Source organism: Streptomyces telluris (assembly GCF_024519335.1).
In the GTDB taxonomy this organism is placed as follows: domain Bacteria; phylum Actinomycetota; class Actinomycetes; order Streptomycetales; family Streptomycetaceae; genus Streptomyces; species Streptomyces telluris.
In genome coordinates, this window is record NZ_JANIID010000006.1 from 99,266 (window position 1) to 123,644 (window position 24,379).

22 protein-coding genes and 1 pseudogene are annotated in these 24,379 nt (G+C 71.8%); 13 read left to right on the plus strand and 10 right to left on the minus strand.

Going from position 1 to position 24,379, the window contains the following annotated elements; genetic code table 11:
• Positions 1–885 (plus strand): arylamine N-acetyltransferase family protein, encoded by an 885-nt coding sequence (locus NQU55_RS09090; RefSeq protein WP_168096383.1) that lies wholly within the window; start codon positions 1–3, stop codon positions 883–885.
• Between the two features lies 1 nt (position 886).
• On the opposite strand, the gene NQU55_RS09095 is transcribed toward NQU55_RS09090, so the two are convergent.
• Positions 887–1,159, minus strand: a complete 273-nt coding sequence (locus NQU55_RS09095) for a hypothetical protein (RefSeq protein WP_168096382.1) — start codon at positions 1,157–1,159, stop codon at positions 887–889.
• A gap of 72 nt (positions 1,160–1,231) precedes the next feature.
• Between NQU55_RS09095 and holA the strand changes: the two genes are divergently transcribed.
• Positions 1,232–2,218 (plus strand): DNA polymerase III subunit delta, encoded by a 987-nt coding sequence (gene holA / locus NQU55_RS09100; protein WP_168096381.1) that lies wholly within the window; start codon positions 1,232–1,234, stop codon positions 2,216–2,218.
• Between the two features lie 279 nt (positions 2,219–2,497).
• Here the strand turns inward: holA and rpsT are convergent, their stop codons facing one another.
• Entirely contained in the window at positions 2,498–2,764 is a 267-nt protein-coding gene (rpsT, locus tag NQU55_RS09105; protein WP_168097138.1) for a 30S ribosomal protein S20, read from the minus strand.
• A 213-nt stretch (positions 2,765–2,977) separates the two neighbouring features.
• Between rpsT and lepA the strand changes: the two genes are divergently transcribed.
• The 3 genes from lepA (at position 2,978) to hemW (ending at position 8,345) form a co-directional block, all read left to right on the plus strand.
• On the plus strand, positions 2,978–4,840 hold the full coding sequence (gene lepA / locus NQU55_RS09110; protein ID WP_256790224.1) for a translation elongation factor 4: 1,863 nt from the start codon (positions 2,978–2,980) through the stop codon (positions 4,838–4,840).
• A gap of 218 nt (positions 4,841–5,058) precedes the next feature.
• Positions 5,059–6,948: an AMP-dependent synthetase/ligase gene (locus tag NQU55_RS09115; RefSeq protein WP_168093887.1), complete on the plus strand. Its 1,890-nt coding sequence runs from the start codon at positions 5,059–5,061 to the stop codon at positions 6,946–6,948.
• Positions 6,949–7,112: 164 nt separating this feature from the next.
• Positions 7,113–8,345 (plus strand): radical SAM family heme chaperone HemW, encoded by a 1,233-nt coding sequence (hemW, locus tag NQU55_RS09120; protein ID WP_168093886.1) that lies wholly within the window; start codon positions 7,113–7,115, stop codon positions 8,343–8,345.
• Between the two features lie 84 nt (positions 8,346–8,429).
• Here the strand turns inward: hemW and NQU55_RS09125 are convergent, their stop codons facing one another.
• On the minus strand, positions 8,430–9,260 hold the full coding sequence (locus NQU55_RS09125) for a DUF3097 domain-containing protein (protein WP_168093885.1): 831 nt from the start codon (positions 9,258–9,260) through the stop codon (positions 8,430–8,432).
• A 75-nt stretch (positions 9,261–9,335) separates the two neighbouring features.
• Complete coding sequence (locus NQU55_RS09130) at positions 9,336–10,079, minus strand: MBL fold metallo-hydrolase (RefSeq protein WP_168093884.1); 744 nt, start codon at positions 10,077–10,079, stop codon at positions 9,336–9,338.
• A 186-nt stretch (positions 10,080–10,265) separates the two neighbouring features.
• Here NQU55_RS09130 and hrcA point away from each other — a divergent pair, with 186 nt between their 5' ends.
• The 5 genes from hrcA to NQU55_RS09155 all read left to right on the plus strand — a co-directional run bounded on the left by hrcA (position 10,266) and on the right by NQU55_RS09155 (position 15,347).
• Entirely contained in the window at positions 10,266–11,282 is a 1,017-nt protein-coding gene (hrcA, locus tag NQU55_RS09135; protein WP_058046900.1) for a heat-inducible transcriptional repressor HrcA, read from the plus strand.
• Positions 11,283–12,419 (plus strand): molecular chaperone DnaJ, encoded by a 1,137-nt coding sequence (dnaJ, locus tag NQU55_RS09140; RefSeq protein ID WP_168093883.1) that lies wholly within the window; start codon positions 11,283–11,285, stop codon positions 12,417–12,419.
• 209 nt (positions 12,420–12,628) lie between these two features.
• Positions 12,629–13,759, plus strand: a complete 1,131-nt coding sequence (locus NQU55_RS09145) for a nitronate monooxygenase (RefSeq protein WP_168093889.1) — start codon at positions 12,629–12,631, stop codon at positions 13,757–13,759.
• Positions 13,756–14,508, plus strand: a complete 753-nt coding sequence (locus tag NQU55_RS09150) for a 16S rRNA (uracil(1498)-N(3))-methyltransferase (RefSeq protein WP_168093882.1) — start codon at positions 13,756–13,758, stop codon at positions 14,506–14,508. Before NQU55_RS09145 ends, NQU55_RS09150 begins: the two co-directional genes overlap by 4 nt.
• Before the next feature lie 92 nt (positions 14,509–14,600).
• Complete coding sequence (locus NQU55_RS09155) at positions 14,601–15,347, plus strand: helix-turn-helix transcriptional regulator (RefSeq protein WP_168093881.1); 747 nt, start codon at positions 14,601–14,603, stop codon at positions 15,345–15,347.
• A gap of 305 nt (positions 15,348–15,652) precedes the next feature.
• Here the strand turns inward: NQU55_RS09155 and NQU55_RS09160 are convergent.
• The 3 genes and pseudogenes from NQU55_RS09160 to NQU55_RS09170 all read right to left on the minus strand — a co-directional run.
• A pseudogene (locus NQU55_RS09160) lies at positions 15,653–15,814 on the minus strand (DUF397 domain-containing protein); the annotation flags it as partial.
• Between the two features lie 26 nt (positions 15,815–15,840).
• On the minus strand, positions 15,841–16,050 hold the full coding sequence (locus tag NQU55_RS09165; protein WP_168096854.1) for a DUF397 domain-containing protein: 210 nt from the start codon (positions 16,048–16,050) through the stop codon (positions 15,841–15,843).
• Between the two features lie 11 nt (positions 16,051–16,061).
• Positions 16,062–16,907 carry a helix-turn-helix domain-containing protein gene (locus NQU55_RS09170; protein ID WP_168096856.1) on the minus strand — a complete coding sequence of 282 codons (846 nt, stop codon included), beginning with the start codon at positions 16,905–16,907 and terminating at the stop codon, positions 16,062–16,064.
• A gap of 167 nt (positions 16,908–17,074) precedes the next feature.
• Between NQU55_RS09170 and NQU55_RS09175 the strand changes: the two genes are divergently transcribed.
• From NQU55_RS09175 to NQU55_RS09180, 3 genes are all read left to right on the plus strand, one after another.
• A complete protein-coding gene (locus tag NQU55_RS09175) occupies positions 17,075–17,524 on the plus strand; it encodes a hypothetical protein (protein WP_168096855.1) in 450 nt (149 codons plus the stop codon).
• 23 nt (positions 17,525–17,547) lie between these two features.
• Positions 17,548–17,694 carry a DUF6255 family natural product biosynthesis protein gene (locus NQU55_RS37070; RefSeq protein WP_372504672.1) on the plus strand — a complete coding sequence of 49 codons (147 nt, stop codon included), beginning with the start codon at positions 17,548–17,550 and terminating at the stop codon, positions 17,692–17,694.
• Between the two features lie 1,020 nt (positions 17,695–18,714).
• Complete coding sequence (locus NQU55_RS09180) at positions 18,715–19,695, plus strand: GlxA family transcriptional regulator (protein WP_256790225.1); 981 nt, start codon at positions 18,715–18,717, stop codon at positions 19,693–19,695.
• Positions 19,696–19,705: 10 nt separating this feature from the next.
• Here NQU55_RS09180 and NQU55_RS09185 read toward each other — a convergent pair whose 3' ends face one another.
• The 3 genes from NQU55_RS09185 to NQU55_RS09195 all read right to left on the minus strand — a co-directional run bounded on the left by NQU55_RS09185 (position 19,706) and on the right by NQU55_RS09195 (position 24,301).
• Positions 19,706–20,476, minus strand: a complete 771-nt coding sequence (locus NQU55_RS09185; protein ID WP_168094253.1) for a hypothetical protein — start codon at positions 20,474–20,476, stop codon at positions 19,706–19,708.
• A gap of 196 nt (positions 20,477–20,672) precedes the next feature.
• Positions 20,673–23,120 (minus strand): galactose oxidase early set domain-containing protein, encoded by a 2,448-nt coding sequence (locus NQU55_RS09190; RefSeq protein ID WP_168094254.1) that lies wholly within the window; start codon positions 23,118–23,120, stop codon positions 20,673–20,675.
• Positions 23,111–24,301 (minus strand): glycosyltransferase, encoded by a 1,191-nt coding sequence (locus NQU55_RS09195; RefSeq protein WP_168094260.1) that lies wholly within the window; start codon positions 24,299–24,301, stop codon positions 23,111–23,113. Before NQU55_RS09195 ends, NQU55_RS09190 begins: the two co-directional genes overlap by 10 nt.
• Between the last annotated feature and the right edge of the window lie 78 nt (positions 24,302–24,379).

The following is a 24,379-nucleotide window of genomic DNA, read 5'->3' on the forward strand; positions in this document are numbered from 1 at the left end:
ATGGACAAGATCATCAGCGATGAGGCGGTCGACGCCTACCTGAGCCGTATCGGCGTCACCCGCCCCTCCGCGCCGGACCTGGAGGCGCTGCGCGAGCTGCACATCCGCCACCTGCAGGCGGTGCCCTTCGAGAACCTCTCGGTCCACCTGGGCGAGGAGGTCGTGCTGGACCCCGCCGCCCTGGTGGCCAAGGTGACCGCCGGGCGCGGCGGATTCTGCTACGAACTCAACGGCGCCTTCGCCGCGCTGCTGAGCGCCCTGGGCTACCGGGTCACGCTGCTGGCCGGGCGGGTGGTGGGGCCCGACGGCTCGTTCGGGCCGCCCTTCGACCACCTCGCGCTGCAGGTCGACGCCGGGGAGCCGTGGCTGGTGGACGTCGGCTTCGGCAGGAACAGCCACTACCCGCTGCGCTTCGACGAGCGGGGGGAGCAGCCCGACCCCGCCGGGACCTTCCGGATAGCCGAGGCGGAGGACGGGGACCTCGACGTCATCAAGGACGGTGAGCTGCAGTACCGCCTCGAACGCCGGCCCCGGGAGCTGGCGGACTTCGAGGGCGGCTGCTGGTGGCACCGCACCTCGCCCCGGTCCCTCTTCACCCGCGCGGTGATCTGCTCGATGCTCGCCGGCGAGGGCCGGGTCACCATCAGCGACCGCACCCTGGTGACCACCGGCCCGACGGGCCGTCAGGTGCTGGCGCTGGCGGAGGAGGAGATCCTGCCCGCCTTCCGGGAGCACTTCGGCATCGAGCTGGAGCGCGTACCTCAGGCGGGCCCGGCGCAGGCACGCCCGGCGCAGGCACGCCCGGCGCAGGCACGCCCGGCGCGGGCGGACGGTCCGCAGGAGGCCGGAGCGCAGGCGGGCGGTCCGGTCCCCGCGGAGGGGTGAGTCACTCCCTTTCGAGCCAGCCGTCGTACTCCTCGGCGAGCTCGCGCAGGGCGGCGAGGTCGAGTTCCCCTTCCGGGTCCTCCAGGACGACCAGCCACTGGGCGTCCTCGGCGTCGTCCTCGCCGGCCAGGGCCTCGCGCACTATCTGCGGGTCCTCGTCCAGGGTGAAGCGCTGGGCGGCCTCCTCGGCCGCCTCCTCGGCGGCGTCACGGTCGGGAAGCACCAGGAGGTGTCGTACGGAATCGGTGTCTGAAGAGAGATAACGGCTGCTCACACGCACATTGTGCGATATCGGGGGACGGCTGCGCGGGGGGAGGTGTCAGTAGCGCGTGGGATGCTGGACACGATGGCCAGGAAGACTGCACCCGACGATCTGCTCGCCCCCCTCACGCTCGCCGTGGGCCAGGAGGATCTCCTGCTGGACCGCGCCGTCCGGGAGGTGGTCGCGGCCGCCCGCGCCGCCGACGCCGACACCGACGTCCGCGACCTCACCCCCGATGCGCTCCAGCCGGGCACCCTCGCCGAGCTGACCAGCCCCTCGCTCTTCGCCGAGCGCAAGGTCGTGATCGTCCGCAACGCCCAGGACCTCTCGGCGGACACGATCAAGGACGTGAAGGGGTATCTCTCCGCGCCCGCCGAGGAGATCACCCTGGTGCTGCTCCACGCGGGCGGCGCCAAGGGCAAGGGCCTGCTGGACGCGGCGCGCAAGGCCGGGGCGCGCGAGGTCGCCTGCCCCAAGATGACCAAGCCTGCCGACCGGCTGGCATTCGTGCGGGGCGAGTTCCGGGCCGCCGGCCGCTCCGCGACGCCCGAGGCCTGCCAGAGCCTGGTGGATGCGATCGGCAGCGACCTGCGGGAGCTGGCCAGCGCCTGCGCGCAGCTCGTCGCCGACATCGACGGCACGATCGACGCCGCCGTCGTCAGCCGCTATTACACGGGCCGCGCCGAGGCCTCCAGCTTCACCGTCGCCGACCGCGCGGTGGAGGGGCGGACCGCCGAGGCGCTGGAGGCGCTGCGCTGGTCGATGTCCACGGGCGTCGCGCCCGTCCTGATCACGAGCGCGCTCGCCCAGGGCGTCCGCGCCATCGGCAAGCTCGCCTCCGCCCCCCGCGGGGCGCGGCCCGGGGACCTGGCCAGGGATCTCGGGATGCCGCCGTGGAAGATCGACCGGGTGCGGCAGCAGATGCGGGGGTGGTCGGCGGACGGGGTGGCCGCGGCGCTGATCGCCGTCGCGGAGGCGGACGCGGGCGTCAAGGGCGGGGGCGACGATCCGGAGTACGCGCTGGAAAAGGCGGTCGTCGCCGTCGCGAGGGCGGCCCGTAGCCGCGGCTGAGCGCTCTCTCGGCATCGTCCTTGATCGCCAAAGGGGCCGGAACATGTTCCGGCCCCTTTGGCGATCAAGGACGATCAAGCCCCCGGAAACCCCAAAGGCCCCGGGTCACCCTTGGGGAAAGGGTGACCCGGGGCCCGGGTTCGTTCATCGAGCCGTGAGGCTCATGCCGCGCCCGCGTGGCGAACGACCGTGCGCGGCGGGGTGCCGTACCGGAGCGGTAGAGAGGGTCCGCTGGGTCCGGTGCCGGCGAAGGACCGGGGCTCACGCCCCGGAAAGGCTTCAGCCCTTGAGGGCGGCAACCTGCTTGGCCAGCGCCGACTTCTTGTTGGCGGCGGCGTTCTTGTGCAGGACACCCTTGGTGGCGGCCTTGTCGAGCTTCTTGCCGGCCAGGGCGACGGCGGCGGTGGCCTTGGCGGCGTCACCGGCGACGATGGCCTCGCGGGCCGCACGGACAGCGGTCTTGACCGCGGACTTGACGGCCTTGTTACGCAGGCGCGCCTTCTCGTTGGTCTTGTTCCGCTTGATCTGGGACTTGATGTTCGCCACGAAAGAGCCTTTTCAGGTTCGTTGGATTTCGAGTACTGCGTGGTGTGACCACCGTGTAGAGGGCACGACAGGCACAGTGGACCAGGCTACCAGTAGCCCCTCCGGCCGCCCAAACCGGACCGAGCCCGCCGGTCATGGGACGATGGGGGAGTCGTATACCCGACTCCCGCCGAGACTGGCGTTCAAACGCCGAAGTCACCGAATGGATCCTGCGTGCCCGCGACCCCTACCAACGTGCCCGAGCCGAGCCGTACCGACCCGGCTCTGATCCGCAACTTCTGCATCATCGCGCACATCGACCACGGCAAGTCGACGCTCGCCGACCGGATGCTTCAGCTGACCGGCGTGGTCGACCAGCGGCAGATGCGCGCGCAGTACCTCGACCGGATGGACATCGAGCGCGAGCGCGGCATCACGATCAAGTCCCAGGCGGTCCGTCTGCCGTGGGCGCCCACCGATGATGAGGGCAACACCCACATCCTCAACATGATCGACACCCCTGGTCACGTCGACTTCACCTACGAGGTCTCGCGCTCGCTCGCCGCATGCGAGGGCTGCATCCTCCTGGTCGACGCCGCGCAGGGCATCGAGGCCCAGACCCTCGCCAACCTCTACCTGGCGATGGAGAACGACCTCACGATCATCCCGGTCCTCAACAAGATCGACCTGCCTGCCGCCCAGCCGGAGAAGTTCGCCGCCGAGCTCGCCAACCTCGTCGGCTGCGACCCCGAGGACGTCCTCAAGGTCTCCGCCAAGACCGGCGTCGGCGTGCCCGAGCTGCTCGACCGCGTCATCCGCGAGGTCCCGGCGCCGGTCGGCGTCAAGGACGCCCCGGCCCGCGCGATGATCTTCGACTCGGTCTACGACTCCTACCGCGGCGTGGTCACCTACGTCCGTGTCGTCGACGGCGAGCTCAAGAAGCGCGAGCGCATCAAGATGATGTCGACCGGCGCGACCCACGAGCTGCTGGAGATCGGCACCAACTCGCCCGAGATGCTCCCGGCCGACGGCCTGGGCGTCGGCGAGGTGGGCTACATCATCACCGGTGTGAAGGACGTCCGGCAGTCCAAGGTCGGTGACACGATCACCTCCCAGCAGAACGGCGCCACCGAGGCCCTGGGCGGCTACAAGGACCCCAAGCCCATGGTCTTCTCGGGCCTGTACCCGCTGGACGGCTCGGACTACCCGGAGCTGCGCGAGGCCCTCGACAAGCTCCAGCTCAACGACGCCGCGCTGGTCTACGAGCCGGAGACCTCGGCCGCCCTCGGCTTCGGATTCCGCGTCGGCTTCCTCGGCCTGCTCCACCTGGACGTGGTCCGCGAGCGTCTTGAGCGCGAGTTCGGCCTGGACCTCATCGCCACCGCGCCCAACGTGGTCTACAACGTGCGGATGGAGGACGGCGCCGAGCACGTCGTCACCAACCCGAGCGAGTTCCCCGAGGGCAAGATCGCCGAGGTGCACGAGCCGGTCGTCAAGGCGACCGTCCTCGCGCCCACCGAGTTCGTCGGCGCGATCATGGAGCTCTGCCAGTCCCGCCGCGGCACGATGCTGGGCATGGACTACCTCTCCGAGGACCGGGTCGAGCTGCGCTACACCCTCCCCCTCGCGGAGATCGTCTTCGACTTCTTCGACCAGCTGAAGTCCAAGACCCGCGGTTACGCCTCCCTCGACTACGAGCCCACGGGCGAGCAGACCGCCGACCTGGTCAAGGTCGACATCCTGCTGCACGGCGACAAGGTCGACGCCTTCTCCGCGATCACGCACAAGGAGAAGGCCTACGCCTACGGCGTGCGCCTCGTCGCCAAGCTGCGCGAGCTCATCCCCCGGCAGAACTTCGAGGTGCCGATCCAGGCCGCGATCGGCTCCCGCGTCATCGCCCGTGAGACCGTCCGCGCCATCCGCAAGGACGTCCTCGCCAAGTGCTACGGCGGTGACATCTCCCGTAAGCGGAAGCTGCTGGAGAAGCAGAAGGAAGGCAAGAAGCGGATGAAGATGGTCGGCAGCGTGGAGGTCCCGCAGGAGGCCTTCATCGCGGTGCTGTCCAGCGACGAGTCCGGGGAGAAGGGCAAGAAGTAATCCCGGCGGACACCGTCCCGCAGTGCTCAGGAAGCGCCCGTCCCCCTCGGGGGACGGGCGCTTTCGCGTCATTGAGCGCCCCCGGGGCGCGCCTGCTGGTCACAGCTTCGACAAGCCCATCCCAGGCCCTTACGCAGCGGGCCCAAGCGGCTTACGCTGATCACTGCTTGGAAGGTTACTCGTGAGTCACCAGCAACGATCGGGCCCCGGAGGACGCCGTGACCGAGACACAGGCTTTGATCGAGAACCGGCCGCCCTCCGTGGCGACGATCCTCCTCGAACGCGTCGAGGCGACACCCGACGCGGAGGCCTACCGCTACCCGGTCCCCGCCCCCTCCGGCCAGGGCGCCGACACCTGGGCCTCGCTCTCCTGGGGTGAGGCGGCCGAGCGGATCTTCGCGATCGCCGCGGGCCTCGCCGACCTCGGCGTACGGGCGGAGGAGCGCGTCGCCCTCTCCAGCGCCACCCGCGTGGAGTGGATCCTCGCCGACCTCGGAGTGCTCTGCTCCGGCGCCGCCACCACCACGGTCTACCCCAGCACCAACGCCGAGGAGACGGCGTTCATCCTCTCCGACTCCGAGAGCCGGGTGCTCATCGCGGAGAACGCGGCCCAGCTCGCCAAGGCCCGCGAGCACCGCGCCGACCTGCCCGGACTCGCCCACGTCGTCGTCATCGACGAGAAGGACGCGGTCGCGGCCGACGGCGACCCCGAGGGCTGGGTGCTCTCCCTCGCCGAGCTGGAGCGGCGCGGCGCCGCCCGCCTCAAGGCCGAGCCCGGCACCGTCCGCGACCGGATCGCGGCCCTGCGCTCCGAGCAGCTCGCGACGCTCATCTACACCTCCGGCACCACCGGCCGCCCCAAGGGCGTCCGCCTGCCCCACGACACCTGGTCGTACATGGCGCGCGCCATCCAGGCCACCGAGATGGTCCGCCCCGACGACGTGCAGTTCCTGTGGCTGCCGCTCGCCCACGTCTTCGGCAAGGTCCTGACCTGCAGCCAGATCAGCACCGGGCACGTCACCGCCGTCGACGGGCGGCAGGACCGGATCGCCGAGAACCTCAAGGTCGTCCGGCCCACCTACATGGCCTCCGTCCCGCGCATCTTCGAGAAGGTCTACAACGGCGTCGCCGCCAAGGCCCGCGAGGGCGGCGGCGCCAAGTACAAGATCTTCCGCTGGGCCGCCGAGGTCTCCCGCGAGTACGCCAGGGTCTCGCAGGAGAACTTCCGCCGCACCGGCAGCAAGACGGTCCCCTTCGGCCTCGCCGCGCAGCACCGGATCGCCGACGCCCTCGTCTACGCCAAGATCCGCGAGGCCTTCGGCGGCCGGCTGCGCGCCTGCATCTCCGGCGCCTCCGCGCTGCCCGTGGACATCGGCCTGTTCTTCTCCGGCGCCGGCATCCACATCCTGGAGGGCTACGGCCTCACCGAGACCAGCGCCGCCAGCTTCGTCAACCCCGGCGAGGCCTACCGCACCGGCACCGTCGGCAAGCCGCTGCCCGGCACCGAGGTCCGCATCGCCGACGACGGCGAGATCCTGCTGCGCGGCCCAGGCGTCATGGCCGGCTACCACGGCCTGCCCGAGAAGACCGCCGAGGTCCTGGAGAGCGACGGCTGGTTCCACACCGGCGACATCGGCGAGCTCTCGCCCGACGGCTACCTGCGCATCACCGACCGCAAGAAGGACCTGATCAAGACCTCGGGCGGCAAGTACGTCGCACCGACCGAGATCGAGGGCCGCTTCAAGGCCCTGTGCCCCTTCGTCTCCAACGCCGTCGTGCACGGCGCCGACCGCAACTACTGCACCGCGCTCCTCGCGCTCGACGAGCCCACCCTCATGACCTGGGCCGCCGAACACGGCCTGGCGGGCAAGTCCTACGCCGAGGTCGTCGCGGACCCGCGGACCACCGAGCTCGTCGAGGGCTACGTCGAGCGCGTCAACGAGGGCCTGCAGCGCTGGCAGACGATCAAGAAGTTCCGGCTGCTGCCGCGCGACCTCGACGTCGAGCACGGCGAGCTCACACCGAGCCTGAAGCTGAAGCGGCCGGTCGTGGAGCGGCGCTACAAGGACCTGATCGAGGAGATGTACGAGGGGGCTCGCGAGAAGTGATCGCCATGGGGTGATCGCCGCGGGGTGATCGCCGCGGGTTGATCGCCGCCGGGTGGTCTCCGGGGAGGCGTCCCGAGGCGGCCCCCGGGCGGTGACCCGGCCGGTCCGGACCGGGGAGGTTCCGGCCCGGCCGGTCCGCTCCGCCGATGCCGGACAATGGACCCATGCCTTCCGTACTGCCTGACGGCGAACCCATGCCCGAGGACGGGGCCCTGCCCGGTCACGCCCTTGCCGGCGCCGGGCAGCGGCCGCTCGGGTTCTACCTGCACGTGCCCTACTGCGCGACGCGCTGCGGGTACTGCGACTTCAACACGTACACCGCGAGCGAGCTGCGCGGCTCCGGCGGCGCGCTCGCCTCGCGGGACAACTACGCCGAGACGGTCGCCGAGGAGATCCGCCTGGCACGGAAGGTCCTGGGCGACGACCCGCGCCCCGTCGAGACCGTCTTCGTCGGCGGCGGCACGCCCACGCTGCTGCCCGCCGCCGACCTGGTGCGGATGCTCGCGGCGATCCGCGACGAGTTCGGCCTCGCGGACGGCGCGGAGGTCACCACCGAGGCCAACCCGGAGTCCGTCGACCCGCGCTACCTCGCGGAGCTGCGCGAGGGCGGCTTCAACCGGATCTCCTTCGGCATGCAGAGCGCCCGGCAGCACGTCCTGAAGATCCTCGACCGCACGCACACGCCCGGCCGCCCCGAGGCGTGCGTCGGCGAGGCGCGCGCGGCGGGCTTCGAGCACGTCAACCTCGACCTGATCTACGGCACCCCCGGGGAGTCGGACGACGACTGGCGCGCCTCCCTCGACGCGGCGATCGGCGCCGGCCCCGACCACGTCTCCGCGTACGCGCTGATCGTCGAGGAGGGCACCCAGCTGGCTCGCCGCATCCGCCGCGGCGAGGTCCCGATGACCGACGACGACGTCCACGCCGACCGCTACCTCATCGCCGAGGAGGCGCTCACGGCCGCCGGCTTCTCCTGGTACGAGGTCTCCAACTGGGCCACGACCGACGCCGGCCGCTGCCGCCACAACGAGCTCTACTGGCGCGGCGCCGACTGGTGGGGCGCGGGACCCGGCGCGCACTCCCACGTGGGGGGCGTGCGGTGGTGGAACGTCAAGCACCCGGGCGCGTACGCGCAGGCGCTGGCCGAGGGACGCTCCCCGGGGGCGGGCCGCGAGGTCCTGCCGGAGGAGGACCAGCGGGTCGAGCGGATCCTGCTGGAGCTGCGGCTGGTGGACGGGTGCCCGCTGTCGCTGCTGCGGCCCGCGGGCGCGGCGGCGGCCGCGCGGGCGCTGGCGGACGGCCTGCTGCAGGCCGGGCCGTACGAGGAGGGTCGTGCGGTTCTGACCCTGCGGGGGCGGCTGCTGGCGGATGCGGTGGTGCGGGACCTGGTGGACTGAGGTCCCGGGGCTCTGCCCCGGACCCCGGTCCTCAATCGCCGGACGGCTGAAAATCTTTGGCTGCCCGGCGGTGCGTAGCCGAGGCTATGGAGCGGTCACGAAGTCGATCAGCTCCTCGACCCGCCCCAGCAACGCCGGCTCAAGGTCCTTGTACGAGCGCACGCTCGAAAGGATCCTCTGCCACGCGGCGCCCGTGTTCACCGGGCGCCACCCGAGCGCCTCGCACACCCCCGTCTTCCAGTCCTGCCCCCGCGGCACCCGCGGCCACTCCCGGATGCCCACGGACGACGGCTTCACCGCCTCCCACACGTCCACGTACGGGTGACCCACGACCAGCACGTGCTCGCCCGTCACCTCCGCCGCGATCCTGGACTCCTTCGAGCCCGGCACGAGGTGGTCGACCAGGACGCCCAGCCGGGCGTCCGGCCCGGGGGCGAAGGAGCGGACGACGGCCGGGAGGTCGTCGATGCCCTCCAGGTACTCGACGACCACGCCCTCGATGCGCAGGTCGTCGCCCCACACCCGCTCCACGAGCTCGGCGTCGTGGCGGCCCTCCACGTAGATGCGCCCGGCCCGGGCGACGCGTGCCCGCGCCCCGGGGACGGCGATCGAGCCGGACGCGGTCCGCGCGGGCCCCTGGGGAGCGCGGGCCGCACCCGTGGGGCGGACGAGGGTGACGACGCGCCCTTCCAGCAGGAAGCCGCGGGGCTCCATCGGGAAGACCCGGTGCTTGCCGAAGCGGTCCTCCAGGGTGACCGTGGGCCCCTGCGCCGTCTTCTCGCACCGGATCACCGCCCCGCAGAAACCGGTGGTGACCTCCTCGACGACGAGGTCGGCCTCGGCGGCCACCTCGGGCGCGGGCTGCTGCTTCTTCCACGGGGGAGTGAGATCGGGACCGTACTGTCTGCTGCGCATGGAGATCATTCTTCCCGCGGACCGGACGGTCACGACACCTCGCGCCGGACGGTCACGCCACCCCGTGCCGGAGAGTCACGCCACCCCGAAGCGCAGCGCGAGCGCGTCCCGCTGCGCGCGTACGAACGCCGCGTCCACCACCGCCCCGTGCCCCGGCACGTACAGCGCGTCCTCGCCGCCGAGCGCCAGCAGCCGGTCCAGGGCCGCGGGCCAGCGGTGGGGCAGCGCGTCCGGCCCGGCCTGGGGTTCGCCGGACTCCTCCACCAGGTCCCCGCAGAAGACGACCTCGGGCGCCCCGCCCGAGCCCGCGACGAAGACCGCCAGGTCGTGCGCGGTGTGGCCGGGCCCGAGGTTGGCGAGGAGCGCCTGGCGCCCGCCGCCCAGGTCCAGCGTCAGCTCCCCGCTGACCGGGTGCCGGGGTGTGACGAGCCGCTCGGCGGCCTCCGCGGCGGCCGCGGGCGCGAGCCCGTACCGCTCCGCGTCCAGCCGCAGCTCCTCGCGCTCGCGCCGCATCAGCTCGGCGGCGCCCACGGCCCCGTACACCTCCGCGCCCGGGAAGGCCGCCGTGCCGAAGACGTGATCGAAGTGGGGGTGCGTCAGAGCGATATGCGTCACTCCCCGGCCGAACAGTTCCCGCACCTCGTGCCCGAGCTCCGCGCCTTCGGCGACCGTCGAGCCGGTGTCCACGAGCAGCACGCCCGTACTGCCTGTGACGACCCCGACGGTGGCGTCCCACGTCGGCATTCGGCGGCGCGCGACGCCCGGCGCGAGCCGTTCCCACCGTGCTGCATCCCCGTGGCCTTGCTGACCGCTGTCCATACCAGGACGCTAGCGGGAGCGCGGTACGGTTGCCCGTCCGGCGTCCTGCCGCGGGCACGCGGCGGGGACGGCTCTTGCCCTGCCTGTGGTGCACGGCCGTACACTGGCTGGAGGGCTTTGGCACTCGCGACTGCTGAGTGCCAGGAACGGGCCCCGTAAGACGGTCTGGACTTGGAGGTGCGCGCGATGCTGAGCGAACGCAGGCTCGAGGTGTTGCGCGCCATCGTCCAGGACTATGTGGGCACAGAGGAGCCGGTCGGCTCCAAGGCCCTCACCGAGCGGCACCGGCTGGGCGTCTCCCCGGCCACGGTGCGCAACGACATGGCCGCGCTGGAGGAGGAGGGCTTCATCGCCCAGCCGCACACCAGCGCCGGCCGCATCCCGACCGACAAGGGCTACCGGCTCTTCGTCGACCGCCTGGCGGGCGTCAAGCCCCTGTCGACGCCGGAGCGGCGCGCCATCCAGAACTTCCTGGACGGCGCCGTCGACCTGGACGACGTCGTGGGGCGCACGGTCCGCCTGCTGGCGCAGCTGACCCGGCAGGTCGCGGTGGTGCAGTATCCGTCGCTGACCCGTTCGACGGTGCGCCACGTGGAGCTGCTCTCGCTGGCTCCGGCCCGCGTCATGCTCGTGCTGATCACGGACACCGGGCGGGTCGAGCAGCGCATGATCGACTGCCCGGCCCCGATCGGCGAGACCTCCCTCGCGGATCTGCGCGCGCGGCTCAACAGCCGTGTCGTGGGCCGCCGGTTCACGGACGTCCCGCAGCTGGTGGCGGATCTGGCCGAGTCCTTCGAGCAGGAGGACCGCGGAACCGTTTCTACGGTGCTGGCCACCCTGCTGGAGACGCTGGTCGAGGAGACCGAGGAGCGGCTGATGATCGGCGGCACCGCCAATCTCACCCGTTTCGGTCACGACTTCCCCCTCACCATCCGGCCCGTGCTGGAGGCGCTGGAGGAGCAGGTCGTCCTGCTGAAGCTGCTGGGCGAGGCCAAGGACTCCGGGATGACGGTGCGCATCGGGCATGAGAACGCTCACGAGGGACTGAACTCCACATCGGTCGTCGCCGTCGGCTACGGTTCGGGCGACGAGGCAGTCGCCAAACTCGGCGTGGTCGGACCGACCCGCATGGACTACCCCGGAACGATGGGAGCGGTACGCGCAGTGGCACGTTACGTCGGACAGATCCTGGCGGAGTCGTAAGTGGCCACGGATTACTACGCGGTCCTGGGCGTACGGCGCGACGCCTCGCAGGACGAGATCAAGAAGGCCTTCCGCCGCCTCGCCCGCGAGCTGCACCCGGACGTCAACCCGGACCCGAAGACGCAGGAGCGGTTCAAGGAGATCAACGCCGCCTACGAGGTGCTCTCGGACCCGCAGAAGAAGCAGGTCTACGACCTCGGCGGCGACCCGCTCTCGGCGTCCGGCGGCGGTGGCGGCGCCGGTGGCTTCGGCGCGGGCTTCGGCAACTTCTCCGACATCATGGACGCCTTCTTCGGACAGGCGTCGCAGCGCGGCCCGCGCTCGCGCACCCGGCGCGGCCAGGACGCCATGATCCGTCTCGAAGTGACCCTCGACGAGGCCGCCTTCGGGACGACCAAGGAGATCCAGGTCGACACCGCCGTCGTCTGCACCACGTGCAGCGGCGAGGGCGCGGCCCCCGGCACCTCCGCCCAGACGTGTGACATGTGCCGTGGCCGCGGCGAGGTCTCGCAGGTCACCCGCTCCTTCCTCGGCCAGGTCATGACCTCCCGGCCGTGCCCGCAGTGCCAGGGCTTCGGCACGGTCGTGCCCACGCCCTGCCCGGAGTGCGCCGGTGACGGCCGCGTCCGCTCGCGGCGCACCCTGACGGTCAAGATCCCGGCCGGTGTCGACAACGGCACCCGGATCCAGCTCGCGGGCGAGGGCGAGGTCGGCCCCGGCGGCGGCCCCGCCGGCGACCTCTACGTCGAGATCCACGAGAAGCCGCACCCGGTCTTCCAGCGCCGCGGCGACGACCTGCACTGCACGGTCACCATCCCGATGACGGCCGCGGCCCTCGGCACCAAGGTGCCGCTGGAGACCCTGGACGGCGTCGAGGAGATCGACATCCGGCCCGGCACGCAGTCGGGCCAGTCGATCCCGCTGCACCAGCGGGGCGTCACGCACCTGCGCGGCGGCGGTCGCGGCGACCTCATCGTGCACGTCGAGGTCATCACGCCCAATAAGCTCGACCCGCAGCAGGAAGAGCTGCTGCGGCAGCTGGCGAAGCTGCGGGGCGAGGAGCGGCCGATGGGCGAGTTCAAGCCGGGGCAGCAGGGGCTGTTCTCGCGGTTGAAGGACGCCTTCAACGGGCGGTAGGCGCCGGGCCGGGGGTCCGGGGGTCGGCCCCCGGGCGGGCACGGCAAGCCGGGGCAGCAGGGGCTGTTCTCGCGCTTGAAGGACGCGTTCAACGGGCGCTGACCCTTCATCTGGCGGTGTGGTCTTTTTCACCGGACGGGCTCGGATCGAGCCCGTCCGGTGATTGACATGGTCTGTGACACGATGTGGTCATGGCATACGAACCCAGGGTGGCCTCCGCGCTCACCGGCCTGTGCCGGCACCCGGTCGTGCAGGCGCCCATGGCCGGCGGCGTCTCCGGGCCCGCCCTCGCGGCCGCGGTGTCCGAGGCCGGCGGCCTCGGCTTCCTGGCCGCCGGTTACAAGACGCCCGCGGCGATGTACGAAGAGATCAAGCAGCTTCGTGCCCGCACCGCCGCACCCTTCGGTGTGAATCTGTTTATGCCGCAGCCTCCCGCCGCCGACCCGGCCGCGGTCGAGGTCTACGCCGAGCAGCTCGCCGGCGAGTCCGCCTGGTACGAGACGCCGCTGGGCGACCGGGACCACGGCGGTGACGACGCCTACGACGCGAAGCTCGCGATCCTCCTCGACGACCCCGTGCCGGTCGTCTCGTTCACGTTCGGCTGCCCCTCGCCCGAGGCCGTCGCCGCCCTCGCCGCCGCCGGCACGCTGACGGTCGTCACCGTGACCTCGGCCGCCGAGGCGCTGGCCGCGCGCGACGCCGGGGCGGACGCCGTGTGTGCCCAGGGCATCGAGGCCGGCGGCCACCAGGGCACCCACCGCGACGACCCGCACGCCGACGGCGCGGGCGCCGGCCTCGGCCTGCTGTCCCTGCTCGCCCAGGTCCGCGCCGCCGTCGACCTCCCCGTGATCGCCACCGGCGGGCTGATGCGCGGCGAGCAGATAGCCGCCGTCCTCGCCGCGGGCGCCGACGCCGCGCAGCTCGGCACCGCCTTCCTGGCGTGCCCCGAGTCCGGTGCGCACGCCCTGCACAAGCAGGCCCTGACCGATCCGCTGTTCGTCGGTACGGAGCTCACCCGGGCCTTCTCGGGCCGCCCCGCCCGTGGGCTGGTGAACCGTTTCATCCACGAGCACGGCCCCTACGCCCCAGCCGCCTACCCCCAGGTCCACTACCTGACGGCAGGGCTGCGCAAGGCCGCCGCCGAAGCGGGCGACCCGCAGGCGATGGCCCTGTGGGCCGGCCAGGGGCACCGCCTCGCCCGGACCCTGCCCGCCGCCGCGCTCATCGAGACGCTCATCACCGAACTCGACGCGGCGGGGGACACATCGAGGCAGGGGGAGCGGGGCACGGTACGGGGGAGCGAGACGCGGGGGAGCGAAATGCGAGGGAGCGAGTCATGACAGCGCCGGTGTTCCTGGTCGAGGAGGACGCCCTGACGGGGGTCTTCCCCGGTACCGTCTTCCCCCTGGACGGCCCCGAAGGGCGCCACGCGGTCTCCGTCCGCCGCCTCCGGGTCGGCGAGGAGATCGGCCTGACGGACGGTCAGGGCACGGGGGTCTTCGGCACCGTGGCCGCCGTCGAGGGCAAGGACCGGCTCGACGTCGCCGTGACCTCCGTACGCTCCGAGCCGCAGCCCGAACCCCGCATCACCGTCGTCCAGGCCCTGCCCAAGGGCGACCGGGGCGAGGTCGCCGTCGAGACCATGACCGAGACCGGCGTCGACGCGATCGTCCCCTGGTCGGCCTCCCGCTGCATCACCCAGTGGAAGGGCGACCGCGGCCTGAAGTCCCTCGGCAAGTGGCGCGCCACCGCCCGCGAGGCCGGCAAGCAGTCCCGCCGCCTCCGGTTCCCCGACGTCGCCGAGCCGATGACGACCCGCCAGGTCGCCGGGCTGCTCTCCGGTGCCGCCTTCGCCGCCGTCCTCCACGAGGAGGGCCACAGCGCCGCGCTCGCCACCGCCGAGCTGCCCGCGACGGGCGACATCGTCCTCGTGGTCGGCCCCGAAGGCGGCGTCTCCCCCGAGGAACTCGCGGCGTTCGCCGAGGCCGGCGCCCGGCCGTACCGCCTGGGCGCCAGCGTCCTGCGCACCTCGACCGCGGGCACGGCGGCGGCCGCGCTGCTGCTGGGGCGGACGGGTCGCTGGTCCTGACGGCGGGAGCGGCGGGGCCTGCGGGGCGCGCGTAGGACGACAGCGAGAGATATGAGGATGACGGGGGTCACGAGGGGGGAGCGAGCTCTGCCATGGCAGCACAACTCCGCACACGGGACTACGGGCGCATGCTCGACCTGGTCGTCGCGGTCCTGGAACACGAGGACCTGGGCTCGGCCTGGCACCTGATCGCCCGGGAGCTCCTGGACTCGCTGGGCTGCGACTCGGCGACGTTCTCGGAGGTGTGGATCGCGGAAGGCACCGGATCGGTACGGGGCTGGGCGCCGGACGCCCTGACCGAGATCGTCGACGGCCTGGTCGAACGGCGGATCATGCAAGGCCACCCGCTCCTGGAGTACGGGTTGACCGAGCAGGCCCCCGTGAAGATCACCGACATCTGCGACGACTGGCGCAACACCCAGTGGTACCGGGAAGCGCGCCGCGACTTCGGCGTCACCCAGCAGGTCGGCGTCCCCCTCGCCTGCGAGGACGGCAAGATGTGCGTCGCCCTCGTGGGCCGCCGCGGCGACTTCGGCGACCGGGACCTCGCCTTCCTGACCCGCATGCAGCCGGTCATCCAGACCATGGCCAACCACGTGTACGAACTGCGCCGCCTGCGCAGCGCGGTCGTTCCCGACGTGGGAAGCGATCTGACACCGCGGGAGGCGACGGTCCTCGGGCTCCTGGCCGAAGGCCTCACCGCCGCGGCCATCGCCCGCCGCCTGACGATCTCGCCGCACACGGTGAACCGCCACCTGGAGCGGATCTATCGCAAGCTCGGCACGAACAATCGGGTGTCGACGCTGATGGTGGCGCGGCAGGGCGGGCTGGTCGCCTGAACGGGGTCCCCTCCGGGTGGTTGACCGGACGGTGACCGGCAGTCCTCACAGAGACTGAGGGCTGACGGCCACACGCCGTCCGAGTCGATTTCGGTTGACCCTCGTCACGGACTAGCCCTCCGTGGCGGGGGTCTTTTTCGTGGCCGGGCGCCCGGCCGTACGCACACCAAGCTAGCGCCCGGGCGCAGCGGTAGGAAGATCTTCCTATGGTCCGGCGGGACGCGCGTCGGCCATGCTGTCTCGTACGGAACGGTCGCGGTCGGCCGCCGGATACGGGGGTACCGGCGGCCGCGCGGTCAGCGGGGTCAGCTCGCGCTGAGCGTTCCGGCTTTTATGCGGGCTATGAGGGGGCTCAGCCTGTCCGGCGGCATGGCGATGATGTCGCCGGGGGCGTCGCTCTCGCGGAGGAGTACCTCTCCTGACGGAGTCGCAGCCGGGTAGACGCAGGAGGAGGCCTCTTGACTGCGAGAGGACTTCTGTCAAAGCAGCGTGGTCACCGTATTGCCTCCCGCCGCAGGAGGCGGGCTGACGGCCCGGCCTTAATCTGGGCTATGAGGGGCCGGAGTCTGGCAGGCGTCGTGGTGAGTATGGTGCCGGGAACCTCGCTCTCGCGAAGCAGTATGGTTCCGGCGCTGGCGGCAAGGTAGAGGCACGAAGACCCCTCTTGGCAGTAGGAGGACTTCCTCCAGTCGAGCCTGGGCATGGCATAACCCTTCAGTCGTCTCTGGAGATGCGGCGGATGATGTCGCGGGAATCAGAGGGCGAAAGCGCCGCGCTCTCCATGCGGTCCAGTACGAGCCGGTTCTTCTGAAGCTGTGGCACGTTCTCGACCAGGGCGCCACCGTGCACCGTGTCGATATGCACGGTGTCGAGATGGGCGACCGGACCACAGAAGTAGTCGATTCCCTGGCCGGAGGTAGGAAAGAGCTGCCCTCCGAACGGGATGACCAGGATGGTGATTCCTTCGCGCTCGCTCAGGTCGAGCAGGTGGTCGAGCTGGGCTCTCGCAACGGCTGTACCGCCGAAGCACATCCGCAGGGCTGCTTCGTGGATGATCGCCGTGTAGGACGGCGGGGTATCCCGGTAGAGAATCGCCTGCCGTTTGATCCGGAATCCGACCCGGTACTCGATCTCATGCGGGAGCAGAGGTGGGACAGCCTCGCGGAAGAGCGCGCGGGCGTGTTCGGGGGTCTGCAGCAGCCCGGGGATGTTGATCACCTGGGATACGCGCAGGGCCCTTGCGTGGTACTCAGCCTCGGCGAGGCTGAGCAGGCTGGCAGGAAGTGTGTCGCGGTACTCCTCCCACCAGCCTCGGTGGCGCTCTCCGGCCATAACTGCCAGGGCGCCGATGAGGGCTTGGTCCGTGCAGCAGTAGTTGTCCGCCATGGCGCGCACCCGGTCCGGGCTGACGCCGACGCGCCCCGCCTCGATGTTGCTGATCTGAGCCTGGCTCGTGCCGAGCAGTCGGCCCGCTTCAGTGGAGGACACTCCTGCCGCCTCGCGGAGCTTGCGCAGTTCGCTGCCGAGGCGAAGCTGACGGGTAGTTGATCTGTCCCTCACGGGCACTGCACCCCCTCCTTGCTCGAACACAGTGAGCACTCGTAGCCCGGGCGGGTGGCACAGATAAGCCTTTTCCCTGGGGCTGGAAATAACTTATCTCCGCGGCGCTAGAGTGTGATGCAGGCCACGGGACGTGGCTCAACCCCCCACCCTGCCGGGAGAGTTGCATGGTCACCGTATCCGTATCGCAGCCCTGGACGTACACACTCGAACTGCCGCGCGACGCATCCGCACAGGCGGTCGCGCGGGCCGTGTTGCGGGCCGTTCTCGGGGAGCGCGGTATGACGGAACTGGCGGGTGCCGCCGAGACGTTGACGGCCGAGCTCATCGCCACCGCGCCCGCACCCGCAGGGGCAACGCTGCGGCTGAGGCTGCGTGGGGGTGAAGGCAGCGGCCGGCTGCAGGTGAGCGTGGGTGGCCACATCACGGAGGTGGCCGAGCAGCACGCCCGCGCAGCGTCGACCGTGTCGCTGGTCGGCTGCAAGGAGTGCGCCGAACTGGAGGCGGCCCGCCGCGATGCGGAAGCGTGCGGCGGGGAGCGTGCGGTGGACGCGGCGATCGCCGTGCGCAGGCACTTCCGCAACGTGCACCGGCCGGCCGAAGGGGCGATCGGGTGACCACGGTGGTGGGGAGGCTCGTGGTGAGGTGTGCGCACGCGACGGGGTGGACGCAGGAGGGAGACGCGGCAAGGTGCGACCACTGCGGAACCCGGCGCTTCACGGGCTATGGGGCGCTGCTGATCCCGGAGTTGCCGCAGTGGGGGGCGGGTAGCGGCAGTGGCAGGTAGTGGGTGGTGGCGGTTCAGGATGGCGACGGGACCCGGGCGGTCCGGCGTCCGGCCGGCCTCAGCGGCTCGTGGGGGCGGGCGTCAAGACAGGCTGGCAGCGGGGGGAGGGGTGGGGGGCGCGGGTTCGGTTGGTCGGCTGTGCGGCCGGTGGGAGGCTGGCCGCCGTACTCCTGCCGTCACGGATGCGGGCGCGTGAGGAGACCGGTCCCATAGGCCTGGGCTGAGGGGGAGCTGGCTGCTGCCGCGATGTGGCTGGGGCCGGTGGGGGCGCTTCGCTCAGCTCGCGTCTGTTGGTGGTTGCGCGGGCGGGTGCGGGCTGGTGGGGGTGACGGCTCGATGAGGGACGGAAATCCACCGGCCCGGCGTGCAGCAGCGGGCGGATAAGTGGCCCGGGATGGCGGCCGAGCACCTCAGCGGCCCCGCGAGAGTGCTCCTGTCACAGGCGAGCCCCCTCAGGGGCGGCCAGCCGCCCGCTGCGGCGGAGAAGCGGGCCGAGTCGCAGACTGCGGGCCACCTTCAGCCCCACCGGGCCTCTCCTGTCACAGGAGCCCATATTCGGGGGCAGTTGGCCGCCGCCGCGGCGGATAACCGGGCCCGCTCGCAGGCCGCAAGCCACCCGCAGCCCCACCACACGCCCTACGCCACAGGAACCACAGCCCAGGGACACCCGCCCGCCCAGCCACGACGGTGGCGAGCTGAGCGAAGCGCCCACGACGGCAGGAACCACATCGCGGCAGCAGCCAGCTCCCCCTCAGCCACGGCCGGAGGGACCGGTCTCCTTACGCGCGTGCATCCGCGACGGCACGAGTACGGCGGCCCACCTCCCACCGGCCGCACAGCCAACGAACCGGACCCGCGCCCCCCACCCCTCCCCCTGCTGCCAGCCTGTTCTGAGCCGCACCCGAACCACGGAACGCAACCACCCTCCCGCCCGCCCCCCACCCGCAACCCGGCGAATTTGCCCCCCACCGGCCACGCCGTCCCCCTGGCGGACGCGGCCCGTCCCTTAGCGTTTCCGGCGTGAAGATCTCGGTTCTGGTCGTGGACGGCGTGTTCGATTCCGGGCTTGCGTCCGTGCTCGACGTGCTGCAGACGGCCGGCGAACTGCGCCACGAGGTGCCGCAGCCGCCGCCCCCGTGGGACGTGGCCTGCGTCAGCCCGTACGAGACGACGGTGCGGACCGCCGCCGGGCACCGGGTGGATGCCGTTTCCCCGGGCGCGGCCCCCGTGCCCGACGCGCTCGTCGTGCCCGCAGCCGGGCACAGGCAGGCGGGGCCGCTGGCCGAGTGGGTGGCTTCGCCGGAGCGGGAGGCCGCGAGGGAGCTCGTGCGGCAGGCCCGGGCCGCCCGTACGGCCATCGCCGCCGCCTGCACCGGCACGTTCCTGCTCGCGGAGAGCGGCGTGCTCGACGGGCAGCCCGCCACCACCACGTGGTGGCTCGCGCCCGACTTCCGGCAGCGCTATCCCCAGGTTCTGCTGGACGAGACGCGCATGCTCGCCCACGCCCCGGGCGTGACCACGGCCGGCGCCGCCACGGCGCACCTGGACCTCGCGCTGTCGCTCGTGCGGGACCGCAGCCCGGCCCTCGCGGAGCTCACCGCCCGTTACCTGCTCATCGACAGCCGCCCCGCCCAGGCGGGCTACGCCGTGCCCAGTCACCTGGCCCGTACGGACCCGCTGGTCGCCGGCTACGAGCGCTGGGTGCGAGAGCACCTCGAACAGCCGTTGCGCATCGCGGACGTCGCCCGCGGCCTGGGCGTGAGCGAGCGCACCCTGCAGCGCGCCGTCGACCGCGTCCTCGGCATGTCGCCGCTGCGCTTCGCCCAGCGCATCCGCCTCGAACAGGCCGCTCATCTGCTCCGTACGACCGGTCTGCCCACCGACGCCGTGGCCCGCCGCGTCGGCTACGAGAACGCCACCACCCTCACCACCCTCCTCCGCGAACGCCTCGGCACGACCCCGGGCCAGCTCCGCCGCCAGGCCCCGGCAGGCGTCTCCTAGGGCGGGGCCGTCACGCGGTGCGGTACCACTTGTGGCTGCTCGGGCCGCAGACGTCGGGCGTGCCCAGCCAGTCGTCGAGGGGCGTGCCGGGCTCGCTCCGCATGCCGTCCGCCTCGCGCGGGTCGCCAGCCGTGAGCTCCCGCGCCAGGCGCTCGGCCTGTGCCGCGGGGTCCTCGCCGGTGACCGGTCGCACGGTCCCGAACCAGCCCTTGAAGGCCCGGGCCCCGTCGGGCTGCAGCGCGTAGGCCTGGAAGAAGAGGCGGATCTCGTCGAGGGCTCCCGGAGGTGACCAGACGGCACCGAGTTCGCACGTCCAGGCGTCGAGCCAGTCGGTGCGGGAACGGAGGACGCCGCCGAGCATCCGGGCGACGGCCGCGGAAGGCCATTCCCAGCTGCGGTCCTCGACGGCCCGCTCCACTTCGGCGTCGTACTGCCCGGCGTCGAAGCGGTATTCGCTGGAATGCCTGGAAGGCGGGGAGCCGTCCCCGGGCTCCTCCCACTGCCAGACCACCGTGCCGCCCTCGCGCCGCATCGTCACGTCGAGGGTGCGGCAGGAGCACGGGCACCACGCCGCCAGCTCCACTTCGTGCGGCGTGTCCCCTACGGAGAACGGTCCGCCGGGAAGCAGCCAGTCGCGTGCGTCGCCGCACATCGCCCCGTCGTAGTCGCGCCCGACGAAGTCCGTGCCGTCGATCAGCGGGCGGACCTCGGGGTTGTCGTACCGGTCCCGCGGGTCCGAAGGGACGACACGGATACCGAAGACGTGCAGACGTTCGGTCATCCGCCCAGCTTCGGCCCTGTCCGGACCGGCTGTCACACCGTTTTCCGACCGCGCGGGGCCCGAGGAGCAGGTCACCAGCCCGTCCGGAATTCTGCCGTTTACTTCGTCCGCCGCCCCATGAAGGAGCCCTGCTGCCGGCTTTCTTCTCGCCGGCAGCAGGGCTCCCACCTCAGTTCTTCAGGTACCCCCTACACGCTCACCCGCACGCCTTCCCGTTCCCGTCCGGGTCCAGCCTCAGCGGGTCGTCCTTCCCGTTCACCCTCAGGTTCTTGTAGCCGTGTTTGCCGAGCCACTCGCACCGTGCCTTCGTCGTCGGCGCGACCTTCGCCGGGAACACCGTCGGCACGCACACGTTCTCCGCGCCGTAGTGCCGGTCGCAGCCCGCGATCTGGGTGTCGACCTTCACTGAAGTGCGCTTCGGTTCCTGCTTCTTCTCCGCGGAGTGCGGCATGCCGCCCGCGAAACCGTGCACCATCGGGCTCGCCTCCGCCGCGGTGGCCTGCGGTCCGCCCAGGTGCACCCAGGAGGCCACGGACGGGACCCCGGCCGCGTCGACCGCGAACAGCATGTACCAGCCGGGCGGCGCCAGGTTGGGGTTGCTGGTGACGTTCAGGTCGATCGTCCTGCCGTCCGAGCCGACGCTCATCGGCAGGTCGACGAAGCGCTGGTTGGGGTCGGAGGAGTGGGTGACGGCCGCCGGGCGGATCAGTTCCGCCTTGACCACCGGCCGGTCCACCGTGATCCGCTGCGTGCTCGCGTAGCTCCACTGGTCCGTCGCGACCGACGTGATCTGCGGGCGCGCGCCCTTGTAGAGGTACGGCGGGGTGTAGATCGACACGTGGTCGTCGAAGGTGCCGTTGCCGGGGTTGTCGCCGACGGCCATCACCCGGCCGTCGGGCAGCAGGAACGCCGACGAGTGGTACGTCCGCGGGATCGGGTCCGTCGCCAGGCCCGGCTGGAAGGTGTTCGCGGCCGGGTTGAACATCGACGCCTCGTAGACGGGGTCGGCCCGGTCGTGCAGGCCGCCGCCCGTCTCCAGGACCTTGCCGTCCGGGAGGAGGACCGCCGAGACGTACATCTTGCCCTGGCCGCCCGTCTGCGGCTTGCGGCCCTGGCCCTGGTCGACCTCGCCCTGCGGGAGCAGCGGGCCGGGCGCGTACGCCGGGTTGGGCTTCTTCAGGTCGATGATGTCCGTGTGACGGTTCGCCTCGGGGTTCGTGTTGACGTTGCCGCCGCCCATCGTCAGGACGCGCTGGTCCTGCGCGGGCGGCAGCAGGACGCTCGCGGACTGGTCGCGGTGGTCCTTGTCCTGCAGCCCGGGCACGTCGGTGATCTTGTTGGCGCCGTAGTCGTAGACCGAGGCTCCCGTGCCCGGCGTACCGTTGCCGAAGACGTGGCTGCCGGAGTAGAACAGCCGCCCGTCCTGCATGAGGATCATCGACGGGTACAGGCCCCAGTACGACCAGGTCTGGTTGACCTCGTTCATCGGCAGCCACTTCTGCTGCGCCTGGCTGAACTTCTCGGCGGTGACGCTGCCCGTGGAGTCCTCGCGCAGCCCGCCGAAGGAGATGACGTCGCCGTTGCCGAGGATCGTCGCGGACGGGTACCAGTGGCCGTCGTTCATGTCGTTCGTCTTCACGTACGACTCGCTGGACGGGTCGAAGAGGTACGAGTCCTTGAAGCCCTCGTAGCCGTGGCTGCCGTCCGCCGCCGGGTAGGCCTTGTTGCCGCTCATGATCAGGACGCGGCCGTCGGAGAGCTGCACGTGGCCCGCGCAGAACATGTCGACCGGGGTGGGGACGGTCTTCATCGCGCCGGTCTTCGGGTCGTAGACCGCCGATGTGAACGTGCCCGCCTTGAACATCTCCGGGTCGTTGCCGGAGCCCGCGACGAGCAGGACCTTGCCGTTGCGGAGCACCACCGAGTGCATGCTGCGGACGGGGTTCTTGAACGGCATCACGGCCCAGCTGCCCTTGGTGCATGCGGCGCCCGCGGTGCAGACGTCGCCGGGGGCCGGCTGGGTGGCGTCCTCCATCACGTAGTCGTCGGTGGTGACGGTGCCCGTGCCGTACACCGAGACGCCCCAGGTGATCTGGTCCGTGCCGGGCGGGACGACGGGCGTGCGGACCTGGGCGCGCGTGTAGCCCGCGCTCACCGGCAGCGTCTTGAGGTCGGTCCAGTACTGCCAGCCGTCCTTCACGTCGTGCCGGAAGACGGTGACGGAGGCGTCGGGCGTCGTCGACTTGTACCAGAGGGACAGGTCGTACTGGTGGGACGGGCTCACGTTCGGCGCGCAGGAGGTGTCCTCCAGCATCAGGGCCTTGCGGTCCCCGCTCAGCCGCCGGGTGAGCGTCACCGACATCGCCCGACCGCCGCTGTGGGCCTCGGCGGCGCCCGTCAGGGCGTACGTGAAGTCATTGTCGCCCCAGCCGGACTTCTGCCAGCAGGTGGGCTCGCCGTTCGCGCGGACGGACTCGAAGCCGGGGTTCACCAGCAGGTTCGAGCCGGCGCTGGCCGGGCCGGGGGCCGACAGCAGCAGGCCGGCCGAGGCCGTGACGGTGACGAGCACCGCCGTCGCCAGCCGTGCGCGTCTGCCGCGTCTGCGGCGTTCCTTCAGCGGGTTCCGTCCCGTCGTCAGTGACATCCGTCCGTCCCTTCTCCACGGTGCCGCTCGCGGCTCTTTGGGCCCTTGCGGGCCTTGCGCGGCAGATAGACCAGGGCCTCCGTCGCCGCGAAGCGCAGCACGAAGGTCGTCAGCAGGGCGATGGCCGTCGCGTGCAGCACTTCGAGGTGCAGCACGCCGACGAACAGCGCGATGAGCGGGATCCGCAGCAGCAGATCGGCGTTGGCGAGGAGCGCGAAGCGGCTCAGGCGGTCCGCCCAGTGGCGGTGGCGGCGCCGGTCGCGGAAGAGCAGCACCTCGATCAGGAGGAAGTTCCACAGCACGCCGAGCTGGTTGGCCGCGATCTCCGCCGGTACGTAGTGCAGCCCGGCGCCCGTCAGCAGGTGCAGGCCCAGCAGGTTGGGCAGGAAGCCGGTCAGGCCGATGAGGCCGAACACCAGCATGCGGGCCCAGGGGGCCGAGGTGCGCAGCGTCGTGAGGTGTCCCAGGAAGCGGAATCCTTCGCGGGCCGAGGATTTGGACTCGCCGGAGAAGCGGTCCTGGAAGGCGAACGGCAGCTCGGTGACGGACGACGGGCGGCAGCGCACCGCCAGCTCCATGAGGATCTTGTAGCCCAGGGGGCGCAGCTCCTCCGTCGTCGCGACCGTCTCGCGCCGGACGGCGAAGAAGCCGCTCATGGGGTCGCTGATGCCGCGCAGCAGCCGGGGGAAGGCCCCCTTGGCCAGCCAGGTCGCGGCGCGCGAGACGGCGACGCGGCGGCCGCCGGCGAGGCCGGCCCGGCTGCCGCCGGGGCGGTAGCGGCTGGCGACGACGAGGTCGGCGCCCTCGCGCAGCCCCGCCTCGACCAGGTCCGGCACGAGCTCGGGCGGGTGCTGCAGGTCGGCGTCCATGACGACGATCCAGCCGGGCTTCCGCGTGCCTGCCGCCCGTATGCCCTCGACGACGGCCCCGCCGAGCCCGCCCACGGGCTCCCGGCGCCGGATGACCGTGACGGGGTACGGGCAGGTGCGGGCGGCCTCCCGGATCGCCTCGGCGGTGTCGTCGGTGGAGTCGTCGACGAAGACGATCTCGCAGGAGGAGAGGCGGGCGGGCAGGGCCGCGCCGAGGCGGCGCAGCAACTCCGCCACGTTCCCGGCCTCGTTGAAGGTGGGGACCAGGACGGTGACCGCCTCGGTGACGGCGCGCGGGGCGCCGGCGGTCACCTCGGGGGAAACCTTGGCGGGAACCTCGGCGCGGGTGTCGGCGCGGGCGTCGGCCTCCCGGGGCGCGCCGGTCTCGAA

Excerpts from the sequence above, each read along its gene's own strand:
- NQU55_RS09090 (WP_168096383.1), top strand. The coding sequence starts at position 1 with ATGGACAAGATCATCAGCGATGAGGCGGTCGACGCCTACCTGAGCCGT.
- hrcA (WP_058046900.1), top strand. The coding sequence starts at position 10,266 with ATGCTGAGCGAACGCAGGCTCGAGGTGTTGCGCGCCATCGTCCAGGAC.
- NQU55_RS09175 (WP_168096855.1), top strand. The coding sequence starts at position 17,075 with ATGGTCACCGTATCCGTATCGCAGCCCTGGACGTACACACTCGAACTG.
- NQU55_RS09165 (WP_168096854.1), bottom strand. The coding sequence starts at position 16,050 with ATGCCCAGGCTCGACTGGAGGAAGTCCTCCTACTGCCAAGAGGGGTCT.
- holA (WP_168096381.1), top strand. The coding sequence starts at position 1,232 with ATGGCCAGGAAGACTGCACCCGACGATCTGCTCGCCCCCCTCACGCTC.
- NQU55_RS09185 (WP_168094253.1), bottom strand. The coding sequence starts at position 20,476 with ATGACCGAACGTCTGCACGTCTTCGGTATCCGTGTCGTCCCTTCGGAC.
- NQU55_RS09155 (WP_168093881.1), top strand. The coding sequence starts at position 14,601 with ATGGCAGCACAACTCCGCACACGGGACTACGGGCGCATGCTCGACCTG.
- NQU55_RS09150 (WP_168093882.1), top strand. The coding sequence starts at position 13,756 with ATGACAGCGCCGGTGTTCCTGGTCGAGGAGGACGCCCTGACGGGGGTC.
- hemW (WP_168093886.1), top strand. The coding sequence starts at position 7,113 with ATGCCTTCCGTACTGCCTGACGGCGAACCCATGCCCGAGGACGGGGCC.
- NQU55_RS09130 (WP_168093884.1), bottom strand. The coding sequence starts at position 10,079 with ATGGACAGCGGTCAGCAAGGCCACGGGGATGCAGCACGGTGGGAACGG.
- NQU55_RS09125 (WP_168093885.1), bottom strand. The coding sequence starts at position 9,260 with ATGCGCAGCAGACAGTACGGTCCCGATCTCACTCCCCCGTGGAAGAAG.
- NQU55_RS09190 (WP_168094254.1), bottom strand. The coding sequence starts at position 23,120 with ATGTCACTGACGACGGGACGGAACCCGCTGAAGGAACGCCGCAGACGC.